Below are 16,424 nucleotides of genomic sequence, written 5' to 3'. Positions count from 1 at the left end.
GGGCGCGCGGCGCGCTGAAGAACGCCACCGGTGCCTGCGGGCTCACCTGGCTGACGTACACCGTCTCGTCCCGGCCGAGCCCTGTCCCCGGAGCGATCAGCGTGAGAGGGACCAGCGTGAAGGCGGCGGCCACGGCAGCGAGCAGCGGCAGAGGATTCTCCGGGGCGGCCACGACGGTGGCGGCGCGCGCCGCCCCGCCCGTCGTGCCGTGCGTACCGGGTGGTACCTCGTGGGCCACGCCTTCGTCCCGCACGGCGGCCAGCCTGCCGGTCCGCGGCCGCACCACCCGGCGCAAGACGCGTTCCGGCGGTTCCGAAAGAGAACGGGCGAGTCCGGCCGGGGCCGAACGGGTGAGCCGCCTGCGAAGGCCGTCCGATCTGGTTAGCATCCGGGAGGGGGCAGCCCGCCGATGGCTACGGAGGCCGTCATGCAGCAAGCACCCGCATCGCGCCGACTGTCGGTGAACCGCTCACGGCTCGGCCACAAGGTGCGGTACGCCCTGCGTCACCCCCGCCGTGTGGTGCCCCATCTGCGCCGCGCGGGCCGGGACGCGTGGCTGCGACTGCGGCACCGGGGCGGCGGTCACATCGCGTACTACCGGGCCGTGATGGCGTCCGACACCGCGCGGAGCCCGGAGGCGGCGGTCGGCGGCGGGCCGTCGCGCGAACGCTGGCTCGCCATCGGGCAGATGCAGTTCGACTACCTGCGCGAGCACGGACTGCGGCCGCAGGACCGGCTGCTGGACATCGGCTGCGGCAACCTGCGCGCGGGCTGGCGGTTCATCGACCATCTGGAGCCGGGGCACTACCACGGGATCGACATCTCGCCGGACATCCTCATCGAGGCCAAGAAGACCCTCGTCCGCTACGGCCTCCAGGACAAGCTGCCGTACCTGACACCGGTCGACGACCTGACGCTGGACTTCCTCCCCGACGCCGCGTTCAACGTCGTCCACGCGCACAGCGTCTTCTCGCACTCGCCGCTGGAGGTCATCGACGAATGCCTCGCCCATGTCGGCAGGATCCTCGCACCCGGCGGCTTCTTCGACTTCACCTACGACCGGACGGAGGCGGGCGAGCACCAGGTCCTCGGCGAGGACTTCTACTACCGCACGGACACCCTCGTCCGGCTGGCCGCGCGGCACGGCCTGACCGCCCGTTTCATGGACGACTGGGAGCGGCTGCCGCACGGCCAGTCGAAAATCCGTGTGACCCACGGCGTGTGACCCACGCGGCGCCGGTATCGTCGCGCCATGGACTACCTGCTTGCACTCCGGCGTGAACTGGACGCTTTCGGCGCCGTGTTGGACGGGGACCTCTCCGCTCCGGTCGAGCACTGCGGCGACTGGAAGCTCGTGGATCTGGCCGTGCACATGGGAGCGGGGAATGTCTGGGTCGTCACCGCGGTGCGGGAGGGGCACGGCCGCGGCTACGACGAGGACGCCGCGCCCCGCGACCCGGCCGGTCTCCGGGCCTGGTACGCGCAGACGGCGGCCGCGCTCGCGCAGGCGCTCTCGGCCGAACCCTCGGCCGAGGCGTGGACGTTCTTCCCGCCGCGCACGGTCGGGTTCTGGCGCCGCCGCCGGGCCCAGGAGACGCTGATGCACCGGTGGGACGCCGAGCACGCGCTCGGCCCGACCGCGCCGATGGACCCGGCTCTCGCCGCCGACGGCGTCGCCGAGGTCTTCGACACCATGGCGCCGCGCATGGTCGCCAAGGGGGCCGCGACCCCTCCCGAACGGGCCGTGCGGATCACCGACACCGGCTCCGGCCGCTCCTGGACCCATGGGCCCGGCGAGCCCGTGGCCGAGGTCTCCGGCACGGCCGAGGACCTGCTGCTGATGCTCTGGGGGCGCAGGCCCCGGGACACTCCGTCCCTGACCTGGGCCGGGGACCGCGCGGCCGGGTCGGCCGTGCTGGCGGGGCCGCTGGTGCCTTGAGGCCGTGGCCGGGACGCCGGCCCCGGCGCACCATCTCCTTCGCCGGCTCGGGAGGGAAGCGCCGGTGCTCGTACGGACGTCGTCAGGACTGCCTGTCAGCGGGCCGGAGCCGAGGCCGGGTGGACGGGACGGGGCACCCGGCTCCCTACGCGGGGTCGCGCCGGAACGAGGCGGTCGACCAGCGGTAGCCGAGGGCCGCGAGGACCAGGCACCAGGCGACGGCCAGCCAGCCGTGGTGCCCGACCCCGGTGCCGAGGAGCAGACCGCGCAGGGTCTCGATGGCGGGCGTGAAGGGCTGGTACTCGGCGATCGGCTGGAACCAGCCCGGCATGGCGTCGACCGGGGTGAAGGCGCTGGAGATCAGGGGCAGCAGGATCAGCGGCATCGCGCTGTTGCTCGCCGCCTCGGCGTTCGGACTGGCCATACCCATCCCGACCGCGATCCAGGTGAGCGCGAGGGCGAAGGAGACCAGCAGGCCGAAGGCCGCCAGCCACTCCAGGGCGGAGGCGCCCGTGGCGCGGAAGCCGATGGCCACGGCGACCAGCCCGACGAGGACCACCCCGGCCACCGACTGAAGGACGCTGCCGACGACGTGCCCGACGAGGACGGACCCGCGGTGGATGGCCATGGTGCGGAAACGGGCGATGATGCCCTCGGACATGTCGGTGGCGACGGAGACCGCCGCGCCGATGACGGTACTGCCGATGGTCATCAGCAGGATGCCGGGGACGACGTAGGCGATGTACGCGGAGCGGTCGGCGCCGCCGCCGTCGATGCCCGCGCTCATCACGTCGCCGAAGACGTAGACGAAGAGCAGGAGCAGCATGACCGGGGTGAGCAGCAGGTTCAGCGTCATCGACGGATAGCGGCGGGCGTGCAGGAGGTTGCGGCGCAGCATCGTGCCGGAGTCACGGACGGCGAGGGCGAGGGAGTTCATCGGGCGTTCTCCTTGGAGGGGGCGGGCTGGTTGCCGTGGTCGGGCGCGGTGGTCGGGGCGGGACGGCCTGCGGGACCGGTCGTCCCGGTCCGGCCGGGGACGGCGGCGTCGCCGGTGAGGGCGAAGAAGACATCGTCCAGATCGGGTGTGTGCACGGTCAGTTCGTCGGCCTCGACGCCCGCCGTCTCCAACCGGTCGAGCAGGGAGCGCAGTTCGCGCTGGCTGCCGTCCCCGGGGACGCGGAGCGACAGGCCCGCGTCGTCGCGGGCGGCCCCGCGCAGGGCCCCGGCGGCGGCCCGGTAGCCGGCCGGGTCGGTGAAGCGCAGGCGTACATGCCCGCCAGGGACGAGCCGCTTCAGTTCGTCGGCGCTTCCCTCGGCGGCGATACGGCCGCCGGCCAGTACCGCGATACGGTCGGCGAGTTGGTCGGCCTCCTCCAGGTACTGGGTGGTGAGGAAGACGGTCACGCCGCCCGCGACCAGTTCGCGGATGATCTGCCACATGGTGTGCCGGGAGCGCGGGTCGAGCCCGGTGGTGGGCTCGTCGAGGAAGATGATCCTCGGCGTGCCGACGAGGGTCATCGCGATGTCGAGACGGCGTTTCATGCCCCCGGAGTAGGTGGACGCGGGCTTCCCGGCGGCCTCGGTCAGGTCGAAGCGCTCCAGCAGTCCGGCGGCGACCCGGCGGCCCTCGCGCCTCGGCAGATGGTGGAGATCCGCCATGAGGAGCATGTTCTCCTCGCCGGTGATCAGCCCGTCGACGGCGGAGAACTGGCCCGTGACGCCGATCGCGGCGCGTACCGCCTGCGGGTCGGCGGCCAGGTCGTGGCCGCCGACGCGCAGCTCACCGGAGTCGGCGCCGATCAGGGTGGAGAGGATCTTGACGACGGTGGTCTTGCCGGCTCCGTTCGGGCCGAGGAGGGAGAAGATCGTTCCGGTCGGCACCGCCAGGTCGATGCCGTCCAGGACGGTCTTGTCGCCGAAGGACTTGCGCAGTCCGTTCGCGGCGATGGCCAAGCTGGTCATGACGGAAGCTCCTTGTGGTGGGATGTGGCGCGGGGGCGTGGCCTGTGGTGGCCGCGGGGTGCATCGCCGCCTTTGCGGGCCGTGGTGACCGCGGGTCAGAGGCTGCGGGCGGTGATGTCGCCCTGGACGGCGGTCGCGTGGATGCTGAGCCCGGTGGTGCCGTCGTTCCGGAGGCTGTTGCTGACGCGGCCGAGGGTCGTCCCGGCGTCCAGGGAGGCGGAGACCCCGGCGGCGGCGCCGACCGTGATGTCGCCGGCCTGGGTGCGGAGGAAGACGTCGCCGCGCAGGGCCTCGGTGATCCGGATGGCGCCTCGCAGGGTGCTGATCTCGGCGGGGCCGCCCAGCCGGCCGACCTCCACGTCACCGTCGATCGCGGTGAGCCGGACGCTCGCGGCCTCGTCGAACTTGATCCGCCCGCAGGCGCCGTCGAAGGCGACGTCACCGAGTCGGCCGACGCCCCGGACCTCGGTGGCCTCGGCCGTCGCCTCCACGTGGGAGCCGGCGGGCAGCCGGACCGTCACCTCGACGGCCCCGGAGGCGCCGAGGTACTTGTTCCTGACCGGGACCTCGATCCGCAGGGACCCGTCGGCGCAGGCGACCGAGGTCCGCTCGGCGGCGGTGACGTCGCGGCTCTTCGAGGCGTCGGCGGGGTGGACCTCGACGACGGTGTCGGCCCGGTCGGCGGCGATGAGCTGAACACGCCCGGCGGGGATGGACAGGACGGCGGAGATCGGGGCGGGGGTGGCGAAGGTCTGCATCGGGTCCTCCCGGTGGTTGTTGTTTCCGATGTAGGAAAAGCTATGTTGCGTTCACTGGTCTGGCAATGAGCTTGTTGCGTCAGAAACATGTATGCGCAGCTCAAGTGTGGTTAATCGTTGCGATAATGCTGCCCATAATGCAACGACCGAAAGGGTCTCCGTTGCAATGGGGTGATGGCGAACGCTATTCTGCTGCCCGTCGCGGACGCACACGGAGGAGGCGACGGTGCCAGGAGGCAGGCTCACGCAACGGGACCGCAGGCAGATCGCGCTGGGACTGGCCGACGGTCTCGCGTACGCCGAGATCGCCAGGGGGCTCGAACGTCCCACCTCGACCATCACACGCGAGGTGATGCGCAACGGCGGCCCCGCCGGGTACCGCGCGGACCTGGCCCACCGGGCCACGGAACAGCGCTCCCGGCGGCGCGGGCAGGCGGCCTCCCGGACACCGGAACGGACTGCCCAGCCCCATGGCCGTGACGCCGGCGCCGTCCGGGAGTACGAGGAGCAGTTCGTCACGGTCATGATGCAGTCCGGTCTGCCCAGGATGATGGCGCGGGTGATGGTCGCCCTCCTGCTGACCGACGCCGGGAGCATGACCGCCGCCGAACTCGCCCGGCATCTCCAGGTCAGCCCGGCGACGATCTCCAAGTCGATCACCTTCCTGGAGAGCCAGTCCCTCGTCAGCCGGAAGCGCGAGGACGGCCGCCGCGAGCGCTACGTCATCGACGACGACCTCTGGTACCAGTCGATGGAGTCCAGCATCCGGGCCCTCGTCCAGCAGGTCGAGATCGCCCGCCAGGGGGTCGGCGTCCTCGGCCCCGGCACTCCCGCCGCCGTCCGCCTGGAGAACGTCGCCCGTTTCCTCGACTTCGTCGGCGAGAGCCTGACCCGCGCCGTCCACCAGGCCCGCGACATCCTCTCCAGCAAGGCCGATGCGGCGTCCCCGGCCGGTGCCGCCGGGCCTGCGGCGGAGCGCGACCAGGAGGTGTCCGGGCCCTGAGTCGACGGGGAAAGCCGTCCGCTGGCAGGCTGCCCGCATGGATCACGCGGAAGTACTGCTCGTCGGAGGACGAGCCGGTGTCGGCAAGACGACGGTGGGCTGGGAGGTCTCGGTGCTGCTGCGCTCCGCGGCCGTCGCTCACGCGATCATCGACGGTGACTTCATGGGGCAGGTACATCCCGCACCGGAGGGAGACCCGCGCCGCACGGAGATCACCGAGAGCAACCTGACCGCCGTGTGGGCGAACTACGCCCGGCGCGGATACCGGCGCCTCGTCTACACGAACACCGTGAGTGTGCTGCCGGAGGCGGCAGGCATGTTCGAGCGAGCCATGGGGAGGGGAGTTGGGATCACCCGAGTCCTGCTCACCGCCTCCGACGCCACCGCCCGCGAGCGGCTGGTGGGCCGGGAACTCGGCTCGGAGCTGGAACATGAGCTGGAAGGAAGCATCCGCAAGGCGCGGCTCCTGGACCAGCGGGCTCCCGAGGACACCGTGCGCGTAGCGACGGACGGGCGGCTCGTCGCCGACATCGCCCGGGAGGTGGTGGCTGCCACCGGATGGACGGCCACCGTCTCCCGGTGACCGAAGGGCTGCCGGAGGCGTGCGGGTGACACGTCGACCGTCTCGCCGGCGACAACTCCGCGCTTCGGCTCATGAATCGGGCGGCGTCGGGTTGCCGGGCTCCTGCCCACGCCGGGCGTCCGCCCGGCGCGGGCGGGGTGCTCGGCCGGTGGGGTTGCGGGCGGTGCCCGGTACGAGTCCGTGCCGGGCGCTCTCAGGGGGTCGCGAGGACGCGCGCCTCCGCGTCCCCCAACAGGCCCGGCGCCAGCCGCCGGTGGACGGCGGACAGCGGCGTCCACACCGTACGGCCCAGGCGTCTCCGGTAGTGCAGGAACGTGCCCAGCGACACCTGCCCCTCGCCGCGGTGGACGAGGAGTTCGCAGGCCAGGAACCAGGACGCGGCCTCCAGCCGGACACGGTCCGGCTCACGCTGGGCGACCCGCCAGCCGGCCACCGTCTCGGAGGACCGGCCGGGGGCGAGCCGCAGCCCCAGCAGACCGCGCCAGATGAACCGCTCACCCCGCCCGGGCACGTCACCGAACATGGCCCGCGCCCACCCCTCGGGCGTGGTGCCGGGGTCCGCGCCGGTCGTCAGGGTGAAGACATCGGCGTAGTGGACGGAAGGCAACGCGCTTGAGGCCCGCAGCAGTTCGGGCACCCGGCGCACGCCGACCACGCTCTGCACGCGTGACCGGGCGTCACCGGCCGGTTCCGGGGTGGCGGGAGGCACGGACGGTCTCCGTTCGTCGGCGTCGGTACGGAAGCTGGAGTGAGCGTAGCCCCTGCGTGCGCGGGGCGTGCTGAGACCGTGCCTGGGCGCGGCCGTTGGGGGCCGCGGGCGCGAGGGCGGCGGCGGAGCGGCGTTCAGGGGCTTCGCTCCTGGGCCGTTCAGCGGCCGTCAGGCTGCCGTTCAGCGCCGCACGCGGTAGCGGAGAAGAGCCACGCCCGAGCCGAAGGTCCGGGTCTGCGCGAGTTCGAGATCCACCCGGCGCTCGTCCCGGGGAAAGAACGGAACACCGCCGCCGACCAGTACCGGATGGACCATGGCCCGGTACTCGTCGATCAGGCCCGCCGCGGCGATCTCGGCGGCGAGCCTCGCGCCGCCGATCGCGATCTCGCCGTCGCCCGGCTCGGCGCGCAGCCGCTCGATCTCCTCGGCCGGACTGCCGGAGGCGAGGCGGGCGTTGCCCTCCACCGACGACAGGGTGGTGGAGAACACCACCTTGGGGAGCGCCTTCCACAGGGCGGTCCACTCGCGTGTGTCCTCGTCGGGCGAGGGCTCCCGGTCGGCGGTCTCCCAGTAGAGCATCGTCTCGTACAGCCGCCGTCCCAGCAGATGGACGCCGACCTGCCGGATGTCCTCGATCCAGAAGCGGAAGACCTCCTCATCGGGTTCCGTCCAGTCGAAGCCGCCGTCCGGCCCGACGATGTAGCCGTCCAGGGAGACACCCATCGAATAGGTCACGCTGCGCATCGGAAACCTCCTCGGAGAGAGGTCCGAGACTACGGCCGCCGTCCGCCCGGCCCGCCCCCCGGGCGCCGGTTCCGGGCCGTGTCGTCCGCCCCGGCCGCGTTGGCTGGGTTCGGTAAGGCTAACCTTGCCTCATGGCGAAGATCCACCGGCTCACACCGGAGCACCCCAGGATGTTCCGGGCCGAGGTCGTGCGTTCCGCGCGGGTGTCCCCGTCCATCCAGCGCGTCACGGTCACCGGCCCGGAGCTCGGCGAGTTCCCGTGGCTGGGCTACGACCACTGGTTCCGGCTGTTCCTGCAACTCCCCCACCAGCGCGGCGGTCTGCGGCTGCCGGTGTTCACCGGGACCCGGTGGTGGGGGCCCTATCTGGCCATCCCCGAGCACGAGCGGCCCCACTGCGCCAACTACACCGTGGCCGGCTTCCGGGCCCGCGCGGCGGAGATGGACATCGACTTCGTCCTGCACCGCGGCCCGACGGGCGAGTGGGAGGGGCGGGCCGCGCTCTGGGCGTGCTCCGCCCGCCCGGGCGCCGCGCTCGCCGTGCTGGACCAGGGCCTCCTCTTCGACCGCCCGGAGGACGCCACCGAGGTCCTGGTCGTGGCCGACGAGACCGGGCTGCCGGCCACCGCGGGCATCCTGCGCTCCCTGCCGCGCGACACCGTCGGACGCGTCATCCAGGAGGTGCCCACCGCGGGCGACCGCCGGGAGACCGAGGCGCCGGACGGGGTGGCGGTCACCTGGGTCGTCCGCCGCGACAGCCGGTCCGTCCCCGGTACCGCCGCGCTCGCCGAACTCCTGCGCCACACCTGCGTCGACCCGGCGGGCTACGCCTTCGTCGTCGGTGAGTCGGCCCTCGCGACCGAGGGGCGCAGGCACCTGCACCGGCTGGGTCTGCCGAAGGACCGCATCACCTTCTCCGGCTTCTGGAAGCACGAGCCCACGAGCCACGCGGCCTGAAGCGGCCGCCCGGGCCCGGTTCCGGCCGCCCCGGGCCGGTTCCCATCGCCCCCGGGCCCGGTTCCGGCCGGCATCCGCCCGGGCAGGGTCCCGTCCCGCCGTCCGCCCGGGCCGGGGTCCCGCTCCCGGAGAGGGGCGGGATACGGCGGGACGCGACGCACTCCCAGGACCGCCCGGGCCCTTCGCAGTAGCATGGCGGAATGGCAGGAGACGGGGAGTTCACACGCGACCAGAACTACCTCACGACCCGGATCACCGAGGACGGCCGGGACGGCTGGCCGGTGGAGCCGGGCCGTTACCGGCTGGTGGTCGCGCGGGCCTGCCCATGGGCGAACCGGGCCGTGATCGTCCGGCGGCTGATGGGGCTGGAGGACGTGCTGTCGATGGGCATCGCCGGGCCGCTGCACGACGAACGCAGCTGGTCCTTCCACCTCGACCCCGGCGGCAAGGACCCGGTCCTCGGCATCACCCGCCTCCAGGAGGCGTTCTTCGCGCGCGATCCCGGCTATGAGCGGGGCATCACCGTGCCCGCGCTCGTCGACATCCCCAGCGGGCAGGTGGTGACCAACGACTTCGCGCGGATCACCCTCGACCTGGAGAGCGAGTGGGCGGCCCACCACCGGGCGGGGGCACCCGACCTCTACCCGGAGAAGCGGCGCGCGGAGATCGACGAGGTCGCCGAGCAGGTGTTCCGGGACGTCAACAACGGCGTCTACAAATGCGGGTTCGTCACTTCGCAGGAGGCGTACGACAGGGCGTACCGGCGGCTCTGGGCGCGGCTGGACCTGCTGGAGGAACGGCTCGGGCGGCAGCGCTACCTGGTCGGGGACACCATCACCGAGGCAGATGTGCGGCTCTTCCCCACCCTGGTCCGCTTCGACGCGGTCTACCACGGCCACTTCAAGTGCAACCGCCAGAAGCTGACCGAGCTGCCCGCGCTCTGGGCGTACGCGCGCGACCTGTTCCAGACGCCCGGCTTCGGCGACACCATCGACTTCGAGCAGATCAAGGCGCACTACTACGGCGTCCACCGCACCATCAACCCGACCGGCATCGTCCCCGCCGGCCCCGACACGGCCGGCTGGCTCACCCCGCACGGCCGAGAGGCCCTCGGCGGACGGCCCTTCGGCGACGGCACCCCGCCCGGTCCGCCGCCCGCCCCCGAGCGGGTCCCGCCCCCGGGCGGCGCGGTGGCGGGCTGAACCAGGCCGAATCGTCTGGATCTGGATCCCCGCCGCATGCAGGGTAGTTGACGGCGGCCCGGCGTCGCCCCGGCGGTCAGCCGCCCCCGGGGTCGCTCTGCTGCGGGGCCTGCCGGGCGCGTTCCTCCGGGGAGGGGCCGAAGGTGTCGTCCAGGGCGCGGTTCCACTGGTCGTCGGTGATGCCGAGCGCGTCGTTGAGCAGCTCCGACTGCGCACCGCCCCGGCCCTCGGTGAGGACCGTGCGGCCGGTGTCCTTCCAGGTCTGCTCCATCTCCTGGCCGGCCCGCTCGAAGGACTCGGCGCTCCAGTCCGGGTCGAGGTAGTCGGGGGTGAGGATGTCGCCCCAGTTCTGCCGGGTGATGTCCTCCTCCGAGGCGTGCGGGTTGCCGCCCGCCACCGAGTTGACCCCCACCTTCAGCGCGCCCTGGACGTACTGGTCGTGCTCCCACTGGGTGCCCGCCGCCAGGCCGAGGCGGTCGGCGATCGCGCTGGCGTCGTTCACCAGGGCGCGCACGCCCCACTCCCAGCGTTCGCAGAAGTCCTCGAAGTCGACGGAGAGGCCGTGGTGCCCGGCCTCCATCCCGGTCATCGACAGTGACGAGAACCCCTTGCCCATCTTCGCCCCGGTGGCCCCGCCGAGGTCACCGAGCTGGTCGATGGTCGCGCCGACGCCCTTGGTGAACCTTGCGACGGAGGCCTTGTCGAAGTTGAGGTCCGCCCCGTCACCGCCCACGGCCGCCGCCCCCGTCCGGGCCCGGGCCGCCTGCGTGGTCCACGTCCAGGGCGACGGCGTCCGGGACGATGCCCGCGACCGGCGGGAAGAACATCGACCCGTCCTCGGTGGCGATGTCGACCGCCAGCCCGGCGGGCTCGTTCAGCGACGGCACGATCTCGTCGACGATCCGCGCCCCGAGCAGCGCCGCGTAGTCCATCGGCCGGTCGCCGGGGCCGTGGTGGAGGGCGAACCGGGCGAGGGCGGTCTCGTCGGTGAACCCGCAGATCCACCGCACACCCCCCGAGCGGGCGCTCCACAGGCCGCCGTCCGCCGTGGGGACCAGGAGGACCGAGCGCCGCATCTCGCCGACCAGCGCCCGCGGGTCACCGGTCCCGGCCCGCTGCCGGGCGATGCGTTCGGCCAGCGCGGTCCTGGGTGGTTCCACGTTCCCTCCCCGTCGTCCGTCCCGTCGTACGTGCGTGGCGGAAAGGCGCCGCCGGCACCGGAGAAACCGTAGAGCAGGACGCGCGGGGCGGGCCAGACGGTTCTCCCGTACCCGTGCCCGTGCCCGTGCCCGTGCGGCGGGGCGCGGCCGTGTGCTCAGCCCTCCAGGGTGAGGGAGAGGATCGCGCCGATGAAGCCGCCGTTTCCCCGACTCGCCCCGGACGTGCAGGAAGCGTGAGCCTTTGTGCAGCCGGACCCGCCCGGCGAGTGCCCTGTTGGCCGCCTGGATGTGCCGGTCGGTGGCGAAGAAGACCTTGAACTCGCCCGTTCCCTGCTCGACCGCCAGATCGAGGGCGTCCGAGAGGCGCAGCCGGACGCTGCCGTTGTAGACGAGGTTCGGGGTGCGCGTGTCCGCGTCCGCGAAGTAGCTGCCGTTCGCCTCCTGCTGGCTGGGGAAGAACTGGTCGTCGCTCTCGGCGCTCCTGGTCGACACGACCGACGCGCGCCGGTGCTTGCTCGGGTAGTTCTCCGCGCCGGGGTCGATCCACATAGCGCTGGACGACGGGGGCCTCGCCGCCGCCGGCCGGGGCGCGGCGGGTGCCGGACAGCAGCCGGGCCACCGCAGCGTTGCCGACGCTGCGTTGCAGCGCCCCCACGGAGGCCGGGGGCAGCTGTCCGGACGCTGCGGCGGAGGCGGACACCGGGGAGGCGGGGCCGGCGGGCGACCGGCGGGGGCGGGCGCGGTCGGGCCGGTCCGCGGCGGGGTCTGCCTGTTCCTGCTTGCGCATGCTCGTCCTTCGGCTGGCGTTCCATCGGCGAGGCGGTGAGGGAGGGCCTCGCGCGGAGTGTCGCGCGCACCGGTGGCGCGGGGGAAGGTGCCCGAGGGCAGACTCCGGTGCACTCCCGGGCACCGGGGACCGCCGGGCGGCTCCGCGAAGGCCGCCGCACGAAACACCCCGGCGCGCCCGGGGTTCGCTTTGGGGCCGTAGGCCGACCGGCGTACATGCGGGGCACCCGTTCGGGCAGGTGCGCTCCTGTCGGCCGCACAGGCGGCCGCTTATCGGTCTCCGGACGGCGAAAGGAAAGCTCATGGCGCACCCGACCACCCGGGCGGCAGGCACATCCATGGAGGCAGGCCCTGCCATGGCGGAGCTCCCGGAGGTCGCCGTCCCCTCCGAGGTCGCGCCCAAGGACGCCCGGCAGTTGTCCAAGGCGTTCTTCGCGCGCATGGAGGCACTGGAGGAGGGCACGGCCGACCACCAGTACGTGCGCAACACCCTGGTCGAGATGAACATGTCGCTCGTCCGCTTCGCCGCCGGCCGCTTCCGCAGCCGCGGACCGGAGGAGATGGAGGACATGGTCCAGGTCGGCATGATCGGACTGATCAAGGCCATCGACCGCTTCGACGGCTCCCGCGAGGTCGAGTTCACCTCCTTCGCGATCCCGTACATCGTCGGTGAGATCAAGCGCTTCTTCCGCGACACGTCCTGGGCCGTGCACGTCCCCCGGCGGCTCCAGGAGGCCCGGATCCAGCTCGCCCGCGCGACGGAGGAGCTGCGCGGCCGGCTGGGCCGGCAGCCGACCGTCCCGGAACTGGCGGCCCTGATGTGCCTGCCGGAGGCGGAGGTCGTCGAGGCGCGGGTCGCCTCCAACGGCTACAACTCGGCCTCCCTGGACGCCACGATCGGCGGCAGCCGCGACGGGGAGGCGGTTCTCGCGGACTACATCGGCGCCGACGACGCGGCCCTGGAACGGGTGGAGGACCTGCACGCCCTGGCGCCCCTGATCGCCGGGCTGGAGGAGCGGGACCGCCGCATCCTCCATCTGCGATTCGTCGAGGAACTGACCCAGGCGCAGATCGGCGAGCGGCTCGGCGTCTCGCAGATGCACATCTCCCGGCTGCTCGCGCGGACGCTGGCGGGGTTGCGCGACAGCCTGCTCCACACCGACTGAGCGCGGGCCGGTCCGTCGCCGGGCCGCCTGCCCGCCGTCGCCCTGCTGGTCGCTGGCGTCCTCGCTTCCTCGCGGTCTTCGTCGCCGCCTGCGCCCTCCGCTCCGCCGAGCGCGGCCACGGCTGCCACGAGGTGCCGCACGGGTTCACCGAGCAGATCGAACGTGTGCTCAGGGAGCCCTGCACTTCCTCCCCGGCGGCTGTCCCGCCGTCGCCGGCCTGGGCGGTCCGACCTGGCGGGCCGCCCTGCCGGGTCTCGCCGTGCTGCTGGTCGTGCGGCCCGTCACCGCAGGGGTGGCACCACTCGGGAGCGCGAGCGGTCCCCGCGGACGGGGTGCCGTCGCCTTCTCCGGCGTCCGCGGCACCGGACCGCCGTTCTCCCTGGCGTACGCCCCGGAGCACGAGCCGCTGCGTCCCCGGGTGGACGAGCCGTGGGCGGTGACGGCGTGGACGGTCCTCGCCTCCGTCGTCCTCCACGGGATGAGCGCCACTCCTGTCGTCGCCCGCCTGGACCGGCCGCGCCGCGGCGCACCCGGCACCGGCACCCGTACCGGCGGTCCGACCGGCGGAACCCCCACCGGCGGTCCGACCGGCTGAGACGGAACTCACGGCTCGCCGGGCGGCGCTTTGTCGTCATATGTCCGTTTAAGTGGTTGTCGAGAGTCCAGGTGTCGGGGCCACGCTGCGTAGTGTCGTCCCGCCGGGGCAGAGGCGGCTTTACGGACCAGCGACGACGAACGGCAGGAGGGCAGGGCCATGGAGACGCTCCATTTCGACAGCGAGAGTCTGGAAGCCACCGAGGCGTTCCTGTCGCGTGCCTACACCCCCATGAAGATCGGCGGCCGTCCGCACGACACCCGTGCCCGGGTGCTGCGCACCGCCGCGGAGGCGGTGAGCATCGACAAGCTGGCCCTGGGCTACACGATGAGATACGACGCGGGTGTGCTGAACAGGCTCACCCTCGTCACCGTCCACTCGGGCTCCCTGGCCAGCGCCACCGCGGACGGCGAAGAGGTCTACGGGCCCGGGGAGACCTTCCTGATCACCCAGCCCGACGAGCCCTACTCCGGAGAGGTCCGCGGCGCCCGTTACACCGTCACCATGTTCGACCCCGCCCTGCTCACGGAGGTCGCGTCCACCGGCGCGCGTCAGCAGGACCCGGTGCGGATCACCGGCAGCCGGGCGGTCGACGCGGCGGCCAACCGGCGACTGGGCACCACCGTTGCCTTCCTGCGCGACCACGTGCTGAGCGAGCCGGACGCGGGCGGACTGGTCGTCGCGTCCGCCGTGCGCCATCTCGCGGCCGTCACCCTGAGCGCTCTGCCCAACACCGCGACGGCCGCCGACGACCACCGGGTGGACAGCCGGGACGCCTCGACGGAGACCCTGCGCCGCGCCATGGCGTTCATCGAGGACCACGCACACCGCGACATCGGCCTCGCGGACATCGCCGCCGCCGCGTCGGTCACCCCGCGCGCCGTCCAGTACGCCTTCCAGCGCCACGCCGGCACCACGCCCCTGGGGTACGTCCGCCGGGTCCGGCTCGCCCATGCGCACGCCGACCTCAAGGCAGCCGCCCCGGGCGGCCCGGGCGTCACCGCGATCGCACTGAAGTGGGGCTTCGCCCACCAGGGCCGCTTCGCCGCGGCGTACCGCAGCGCCTACGGCGTGCCGCCGTCGGCGACCCTCCGCGTCCGCCCCGACGCCCCCGCCGACACCGGGTCCGGGTCCGCATCCGATGGGAGCGGCGGGCCGGGGCGGCCGGCCGGTGCACACGGCACACGCTGACGCGAGCCCCGCACGGCTCGGCGGTTCAGCGCGCGCAGTCCGGTGCGGACGGGCCGTTGGCGTCGGCCGCCCCGGTACGCCCGTCCGCGCTGCCCGGGGGCTCCCCGGGTGCCGGGCCCTCGTCCCGGGACGGCAGGGGCCGGACCGCCGGGCCCTCCAGCACCGCGCCGTCCGTGGCGAACCGGGACCCGTGGCACGGGCAGGACCACGCCTGTTCGGCCTCGTCGAAGGCGACCAGGCAGCCCAGATGGGTGCACCGCGCCGACAGGCGGTGCAGTCGGCCCTCGGCGTCGCGATGTGCCGCCACCGGGCCGCTGCCGTCGTGGAGCACGGCGCCCTGGCCCGGCGCCAGGTCCTCCGCCGTACGCGGCCGGTGTCCGGCCCCGGTCAGGTTGCGGGCCGTCCGCAGCCCCGAGCGCAGCACCGCCGGGGCCTCGGCGAGCGGACGCAGCCGCAGCGGGTCGAACACCCCGGTGTAGGGGGAGGAGCGCCCCGTGAGGCGGTCTGCGAGCAGCGCCCCCGCGGCGACGCCCCCGCTCAGCCCCCAGCCGCCGAACCCGGTCGCCACCCAGGTGTGCCGCGCCCCGGGGTGCAGCCGGCCGATGTGCGGGAGGTGGTCCGAGGAGAACACGTCCTGGGTCGCCCACCGGTGGCTGACCACGAGGTCGCCCAGGTGCCGGCGCGCCCAGGCGGTGAGCCGGTCCAGCCGGGGTCCCGCGCCCGGGTCACCGGGGTCGCCGGGCCGGAACTTCTCGCCGGTGGCCACGACCACGCGCCCGAGCGTCCCGTGCGGGACGGTCCGCAGGGATCGGGTCCCCTCCTCCTCGGTGAGGAACATGCCCTCCCCGAGGCGGGCGTCCGGCGGCAGGGGGGCGGCGAGGACGACCTCCCGGAGCTGGTCGAGGCGGGGGAAGAGCAGGGCCCGGTCGAAGACCGGGTAGTGGGTGGCGACGACCACGTCCGCCGCCTCGATCGCGTGGCCCGTGCTCGTCTCCAGCCGGCAGGGCCGCCCCTCGGTGAGGCCGGTGACGCGGGTGCCCTCCAGCACGGTCCCGCCGCTCCGGAGCAGTTCGCGCACCAGGCCCAGCAGGAACTTCCGCGGGTGGAACTGGACCTGGGCGTCCAGGCGCACGGCCGCCGCGACGGGAAACGGCAGCGGTACGTCCCCCGGCTCCGTCAGCAGGTCGACGGGCAGCCCGGCGGCGGCCGCCGCGTCCGCCTCCCGGCGGATGCCCTCCGCGTGCGCGGGGTCGGTGGCATAGGTGTAGGCGGGGGCGCGTTCCAGGTCGCAGTCGATGTGAAGCTCCCCGGCCAGCCGCGCCACCCGCTCCACGGCCGCGGCCTGCGAGGCCGCGTACCGGCGGGCCGTCTCCTCGCCGTGGACGCGGCCGATGCGCCGGTAGGCCGTGCCCTGGAGGGCGGAGACCTTGGCCGTCGTCCGGCCCGTCACCCCGCGCGCCAGCCGGTCCGCCTCGACGAGCACGACCTCACGGCCCGCGCGGCAGGCTTCGAAGGCGGTGCAGATGCCCGCCATGCCGCCGCCGACGACAACGAGGTCCGCCGAGAGGGGACCTCGCAGCGGCGGGTGCCCGGGGCCGGGGTCGTACTCGTTCCAGAGGGATTCGGCCGGGGAGCCGGTCGGGGTCATGGGTCCTCCCGCTGAGTGGGCC

Annotated in this window: 17 protein-coding genes; 9 read left to right on the top strand and 8 right to left on the bottom strand. The window is 73.6% G+C overall.

Annotated elements, in window-relative coordinates; all coding sequences use genetic code 11:
* The first annotated feature begins 427 nt into the window (after positions 1 to 427).
* Positions 428 to 1,225 (top strand): class I SAM-dependent methyltransferase, encoded by a 798-nt coding sequence (locus C593_RS0122390; RefSeq protein ID WP_026277968.1) that lies wholly within the window; start codon positions 428 to 430, stop codon positions 1,223 to 1,225.
* 27 nt (positions 1,226 to 1,252) lie between these two features.
* Positions 1,253 to 1,939, top strand: coding sequence for a maleylpyruvate isomerase family mycothiol-dependent enzyme (locus tag C593_RS0122385; RefSeq protein ID WP_018849556.1), 687 nt, complete (start codon positions 1,253 to 1,255; stop codon positions 1,937 to 1,939).
* Positions 1,940 to 2,084: 145 nt separating this feature from the next.
* Here the strand turns inward: C593_RS0122385 and C593_RS0122380 are convergent, their stop codons facing one another.
* The 3 genes from C593_RS0122380 to C593_RS0122370 all read right to left on the bottom strand — a co-directional run bounded on the left by C593_RS0122380 (position 2,085) and on the right by C593_RS0122370 (position 4,659).
* Positions 2,085 to 2,876: an ABC transporter permease gene (locus tag C593_RS0122380; protein ID WP_018849555.1), complete on the bottom strand. Its 792-nt coding sequence runs from the start codon at positions 2,874 to 2,876 to the stop codon at positions 2,085 to 2,087.
* Complete coding sequence (locus tag C593_RS30220; RefSeq protein WP_018849554.1) at positions 2,873 to 3,901, bottom strand: ATP-binding cassette domain-containing protein; 1,029 nt, start codon at positions 3,899 to 3,901, stop codon at positions 2,873 to 2,875. Before C593_RS30220 ends, C593_RS0122380 begins: the two co-directional genes overlap by 4 nt.
* 95 nt (positions 3,902 to 3,996) lie before the next feature.
* Positions 3,997 to 4,659 carry a DUF4097 family beta strand repeat-containing protein gene (locus C593_RS0122370; protein WP_018849553.1) on the bottom strand — a complete coding sequence of 221 codons (663 nt, stop codon included), beginning with the start codon at positions 4,657 to 4,659 and terminating at the stop codon, positions 3,997 to 3,999.
* A gap of 226 nt (positions 4,660 to 4,885) precedes the next feature.
* On the opposite strand from C593_RS0122370, the gene C593_RS0122365 reads away from it, so the two are divergent.
* Positions 4,886 to 5,662, top strand: coding sequence for a helix-turn-helix domain-containing protein (locus C593_RS0122365; RefSeq protein WP_018849552.1), 777 nt, complete (start codon positions 4,886 to 4,888; stop codon positions 5,660 to 5,662).
* 37 nt (positions 5,663 to 5,699) lie between these two features.
* Entirely contained in the window at positions 5,700 to 6,245 is a 546-nt protein-coding gene (locus tag C593_RS0122360) for an AAA family ATPase (RefSeq protein ID WP_018849551.1), read from the top strand.
* A 193-nt stretch (positions 6,246 to 6,438) separates the two neighbouring features.
* Here the strand turns inward: C593_RS0122360 and C593_RS0122355 are convergent, their stop codons facing one another.
* On the bottom strand, positions 6,439 to 6,954 hold the full coding sequence (locus C593_RS0122355) for a DUF2867 domain-containing protein (RefSeq protein WP_018849550.1): 516 nt from the start codon (positions 6,952 to 6,954) through the stop codon (positions 6,439 to 6,441).
* A gap of 180 nt (positions 6,955 to 7,134) precedes the next feature.
* Positions 7,135 to 7,698 (bottom strand): dihydrofolate reductase family protein, encoded by a 564-nt coding sequence (locus C593_RS0122350; protein ID WP_018849549.1) that lies wholly within the window; start codon positions 7,696 to 7,698, stop codon positions 7,135 to 7,137.
* A gap of 131 nt (positions 7,699 to 7,829) precedes the next feature.
* Here C593_RS0122350 and C593_RS0122345 point away from each other — a divergent pair, with 131 nt between their 5' ends.
* Both C593_RS0122345 and C593_RS0122340 read left to right on the top strand, forming a co-directional pair.
* Positions 7,830 to 8,654 (top strand): siderophore-interacting protein, encoded by an 825-nt coding sequence (locus C593_RS0122345; protein ID WP_026277967.1) that lies wholly within the window; start codon positions 7,830 to 7,832, stop codon positions 8,652 to 8,654.
* 200 nt (positions 8,655 to 8,854) lie between these two features.
* Positions 8,855 to 9,856: a glutathione S-transferase C-terminal domain-containing protein gene (locus tag C593_RS0122340; protein ID WP_018849547.1), complete on the top strand. Its 1,002-nt coding sequence runs from the start codon at positions 8,855 to 8,857 to the stop codon at positions 9,854 to 9,856.
* 76 nt (positions 9,857 to 9,932) lie between these two features.
* Here the strand turns inward: C593_RS0122340 and C593_RS0122335 are convergent, their stop codons facing one another.
* Both C593_RS0122335 and C593_RS30215 read right to left on the bottom strand, forming a co-directional pair.
* Positions 9,933 to 10,589, bottom strand: a complete 657-nt coding sequence (locus tag C593_RS0122335; RefSeq protein WP_018849546.1) for a hypothetical protein — start codon at positions 10,587 to 10,589, stop codon at positions 9,933 to 9,935.
* Positions 10,579 to 11,016 (bottom strand): hypothetical protein, encoded by a 438-nt coding sequence (locus C593_RS30215; protein WP_037746732.1) that lies wholly within the window; start codon positions 11,014 to 11,016, stop codon positions 10,579 to 10,581. The genes C593_RS0122335 and C593_RS30215 overlap by 11 nt, the downstream gene beginning before the upstream one ends.
* A gap of 1,142 nt (positions 11,017 to 12,158) precedes the next feature.
* On the opposite strand from C593_RS30215, the gene C593_RS0122325 reads away from it, so the two are divergent.
* From C593_RS0122325 to C593_RS0122315, 3 genes are all read left to right on the top strand, one after another.
* On the top strand, positions 12,159 to 12,968 hold the full coding sequence (locus C593_RS0122325) for an RNA polymerase sigma factor SigF (protein WP_018849544.1): 810 nt from the start codon (positions 12,159 to 12,161) through the stop codon (positions 12,966 to 12,968).
* Between the two features lie 259 nt (positions 12,969 to 13,227).
* Positions 13,228 to 13,563, top strand: coding sequence for a hypothetical protein (locus C593_RS31065; RefSeq protein ID WP_018849543.1), 336 nt, complete (start codon positions 13,228 to 13,230; stop codon positions 13,561 to 13,563).
* Between the two features lie 159 nt (positions 13,564 to 13,722).
* Positions 13,723 to 14,754: a helix-turn-helix domain-containing protein gene (locus C593_RS0122315; RefSeq protein ID WP_018849542.1), complete on the top strand. Its 1,032-nt coding sequence runs from the start codon at positions 13,723 to 13,725 to the stop codon at positions 14,752 to 14,754.
* A gap of 25 nt (positions 14,755 to 14,779) precedes the next feature.
* Here the strand turns inward: C593_RS0122315 and C593_RS0122310 are convergent, their stop codons facing one another.
* Complete coding sequence (locus C593_RS0122310) at positions 14,780 to 16,402, bottom strand: FAD-dependent oxidoreductase (RefSeq protein WP_018849541.1); 1,623 nt, start codon at positions 16,400 to 16,402, stop codon at positions 14,780 to 14,782.
* Positions 16,403 to 16,424: the final 22 nt, after the last annotated feature.

This window comes from Streptomyces sp. CNT372, from assembly GCF_000377145.1.
The sequence above is the reverse complement of the archived record's forward strand: the minus strand, read 5'-3'. Positions and strand labels throughout refer to the sequence as shown.

Excerpts from the sequence above, each read along its gene's own strand:
- C593_RS0122390 (WP_026277968.1), top strand. The coding sequence starts at position 428 with ATGCAGCAAGCACCCGCATCGCGCCGACTGTCGGTGAACCGCTCACGG.
- C593_RS0122385 (WP_018849556.1), top strand. The coding sequence starts at position 1,253 with ATGGACTACCTGCTTGCACTCCGGCGTGAACTGGACGCTTTCGGCGCC.
- C593_RS0122380 (WP_018849555.1), bottom strand. The coding sequence starts at position 2,876 with ATGAACTCCCTCGCCCTCGCCGTCCGTGACTCCGGCACGATGCTGCGC.
- C593_RS30220 (WP_018849554.1), bottom strand. The coding sequence starts at position 3,901 with ATGACCAGCTTGGCCATCGCCGCGAACGGACTGCGCAAGTCCTTCGGC.
- C593_RS0122370 (WP_018849553.1), bottom strand. The coding sequence starts at position 4,659 with ATGCAGACCTTCGCCACCCCCGCCCCGATCTCCGCCGTCCTGTCCATC.
- C593_RS0122360 (WP_018849551.1), top strand. The coding sequence starts at position 5,700 with ATGGATCACGCGGAAGTACTGCTCGTCGGAGGACGAGCCGGTGTCGGC.
- C593_RS0122350 (WP_018849549.1), bottom strand. The coding sequence starts at position 7,698 with ATGCGCAGCGTGACCTATTCGATGGGTGTCTCCCTGGACGGCTACATC.
- C593_RS0122345 (WP_026277967.1), top strand. The coding sequence starts at position 7,830 with ATGGCGAAGATCCACCGGCTCACACCGGAGCACCCCAGGATGTTCCGG.
- C593_RS0122340 (WP_018849547.1), top strand. The coding sequence starts at position 8,855 with ATGGCAGGAGACGGGGAGTTCACACGCGACCAGAACTACCTCACGACC.
- C593_RS0122325 (WP_018849544.1), top strand. The coding sequence starts at position 12,159 with ATGGCGGAGCTCCCGGAGGTCGCCGTCCCCTCCGAGGTCGCGCCCAAG.
- C593_RS0122315 (WP_018849542.1), top strand. The coding sequence starts at position 13,723 with ATGGAGACGCTCCATTTCGACAGCGAGAGTCTGGAAGCCACCGAGGCG.
- C593_RS0122310 (WP_018849541.1), bottom strand. The coding sequence starts at position 16,402 with ATGACCCCGACCGGCTCCCCGGCCGAATCCCTCTGGAACGAGTACGAC.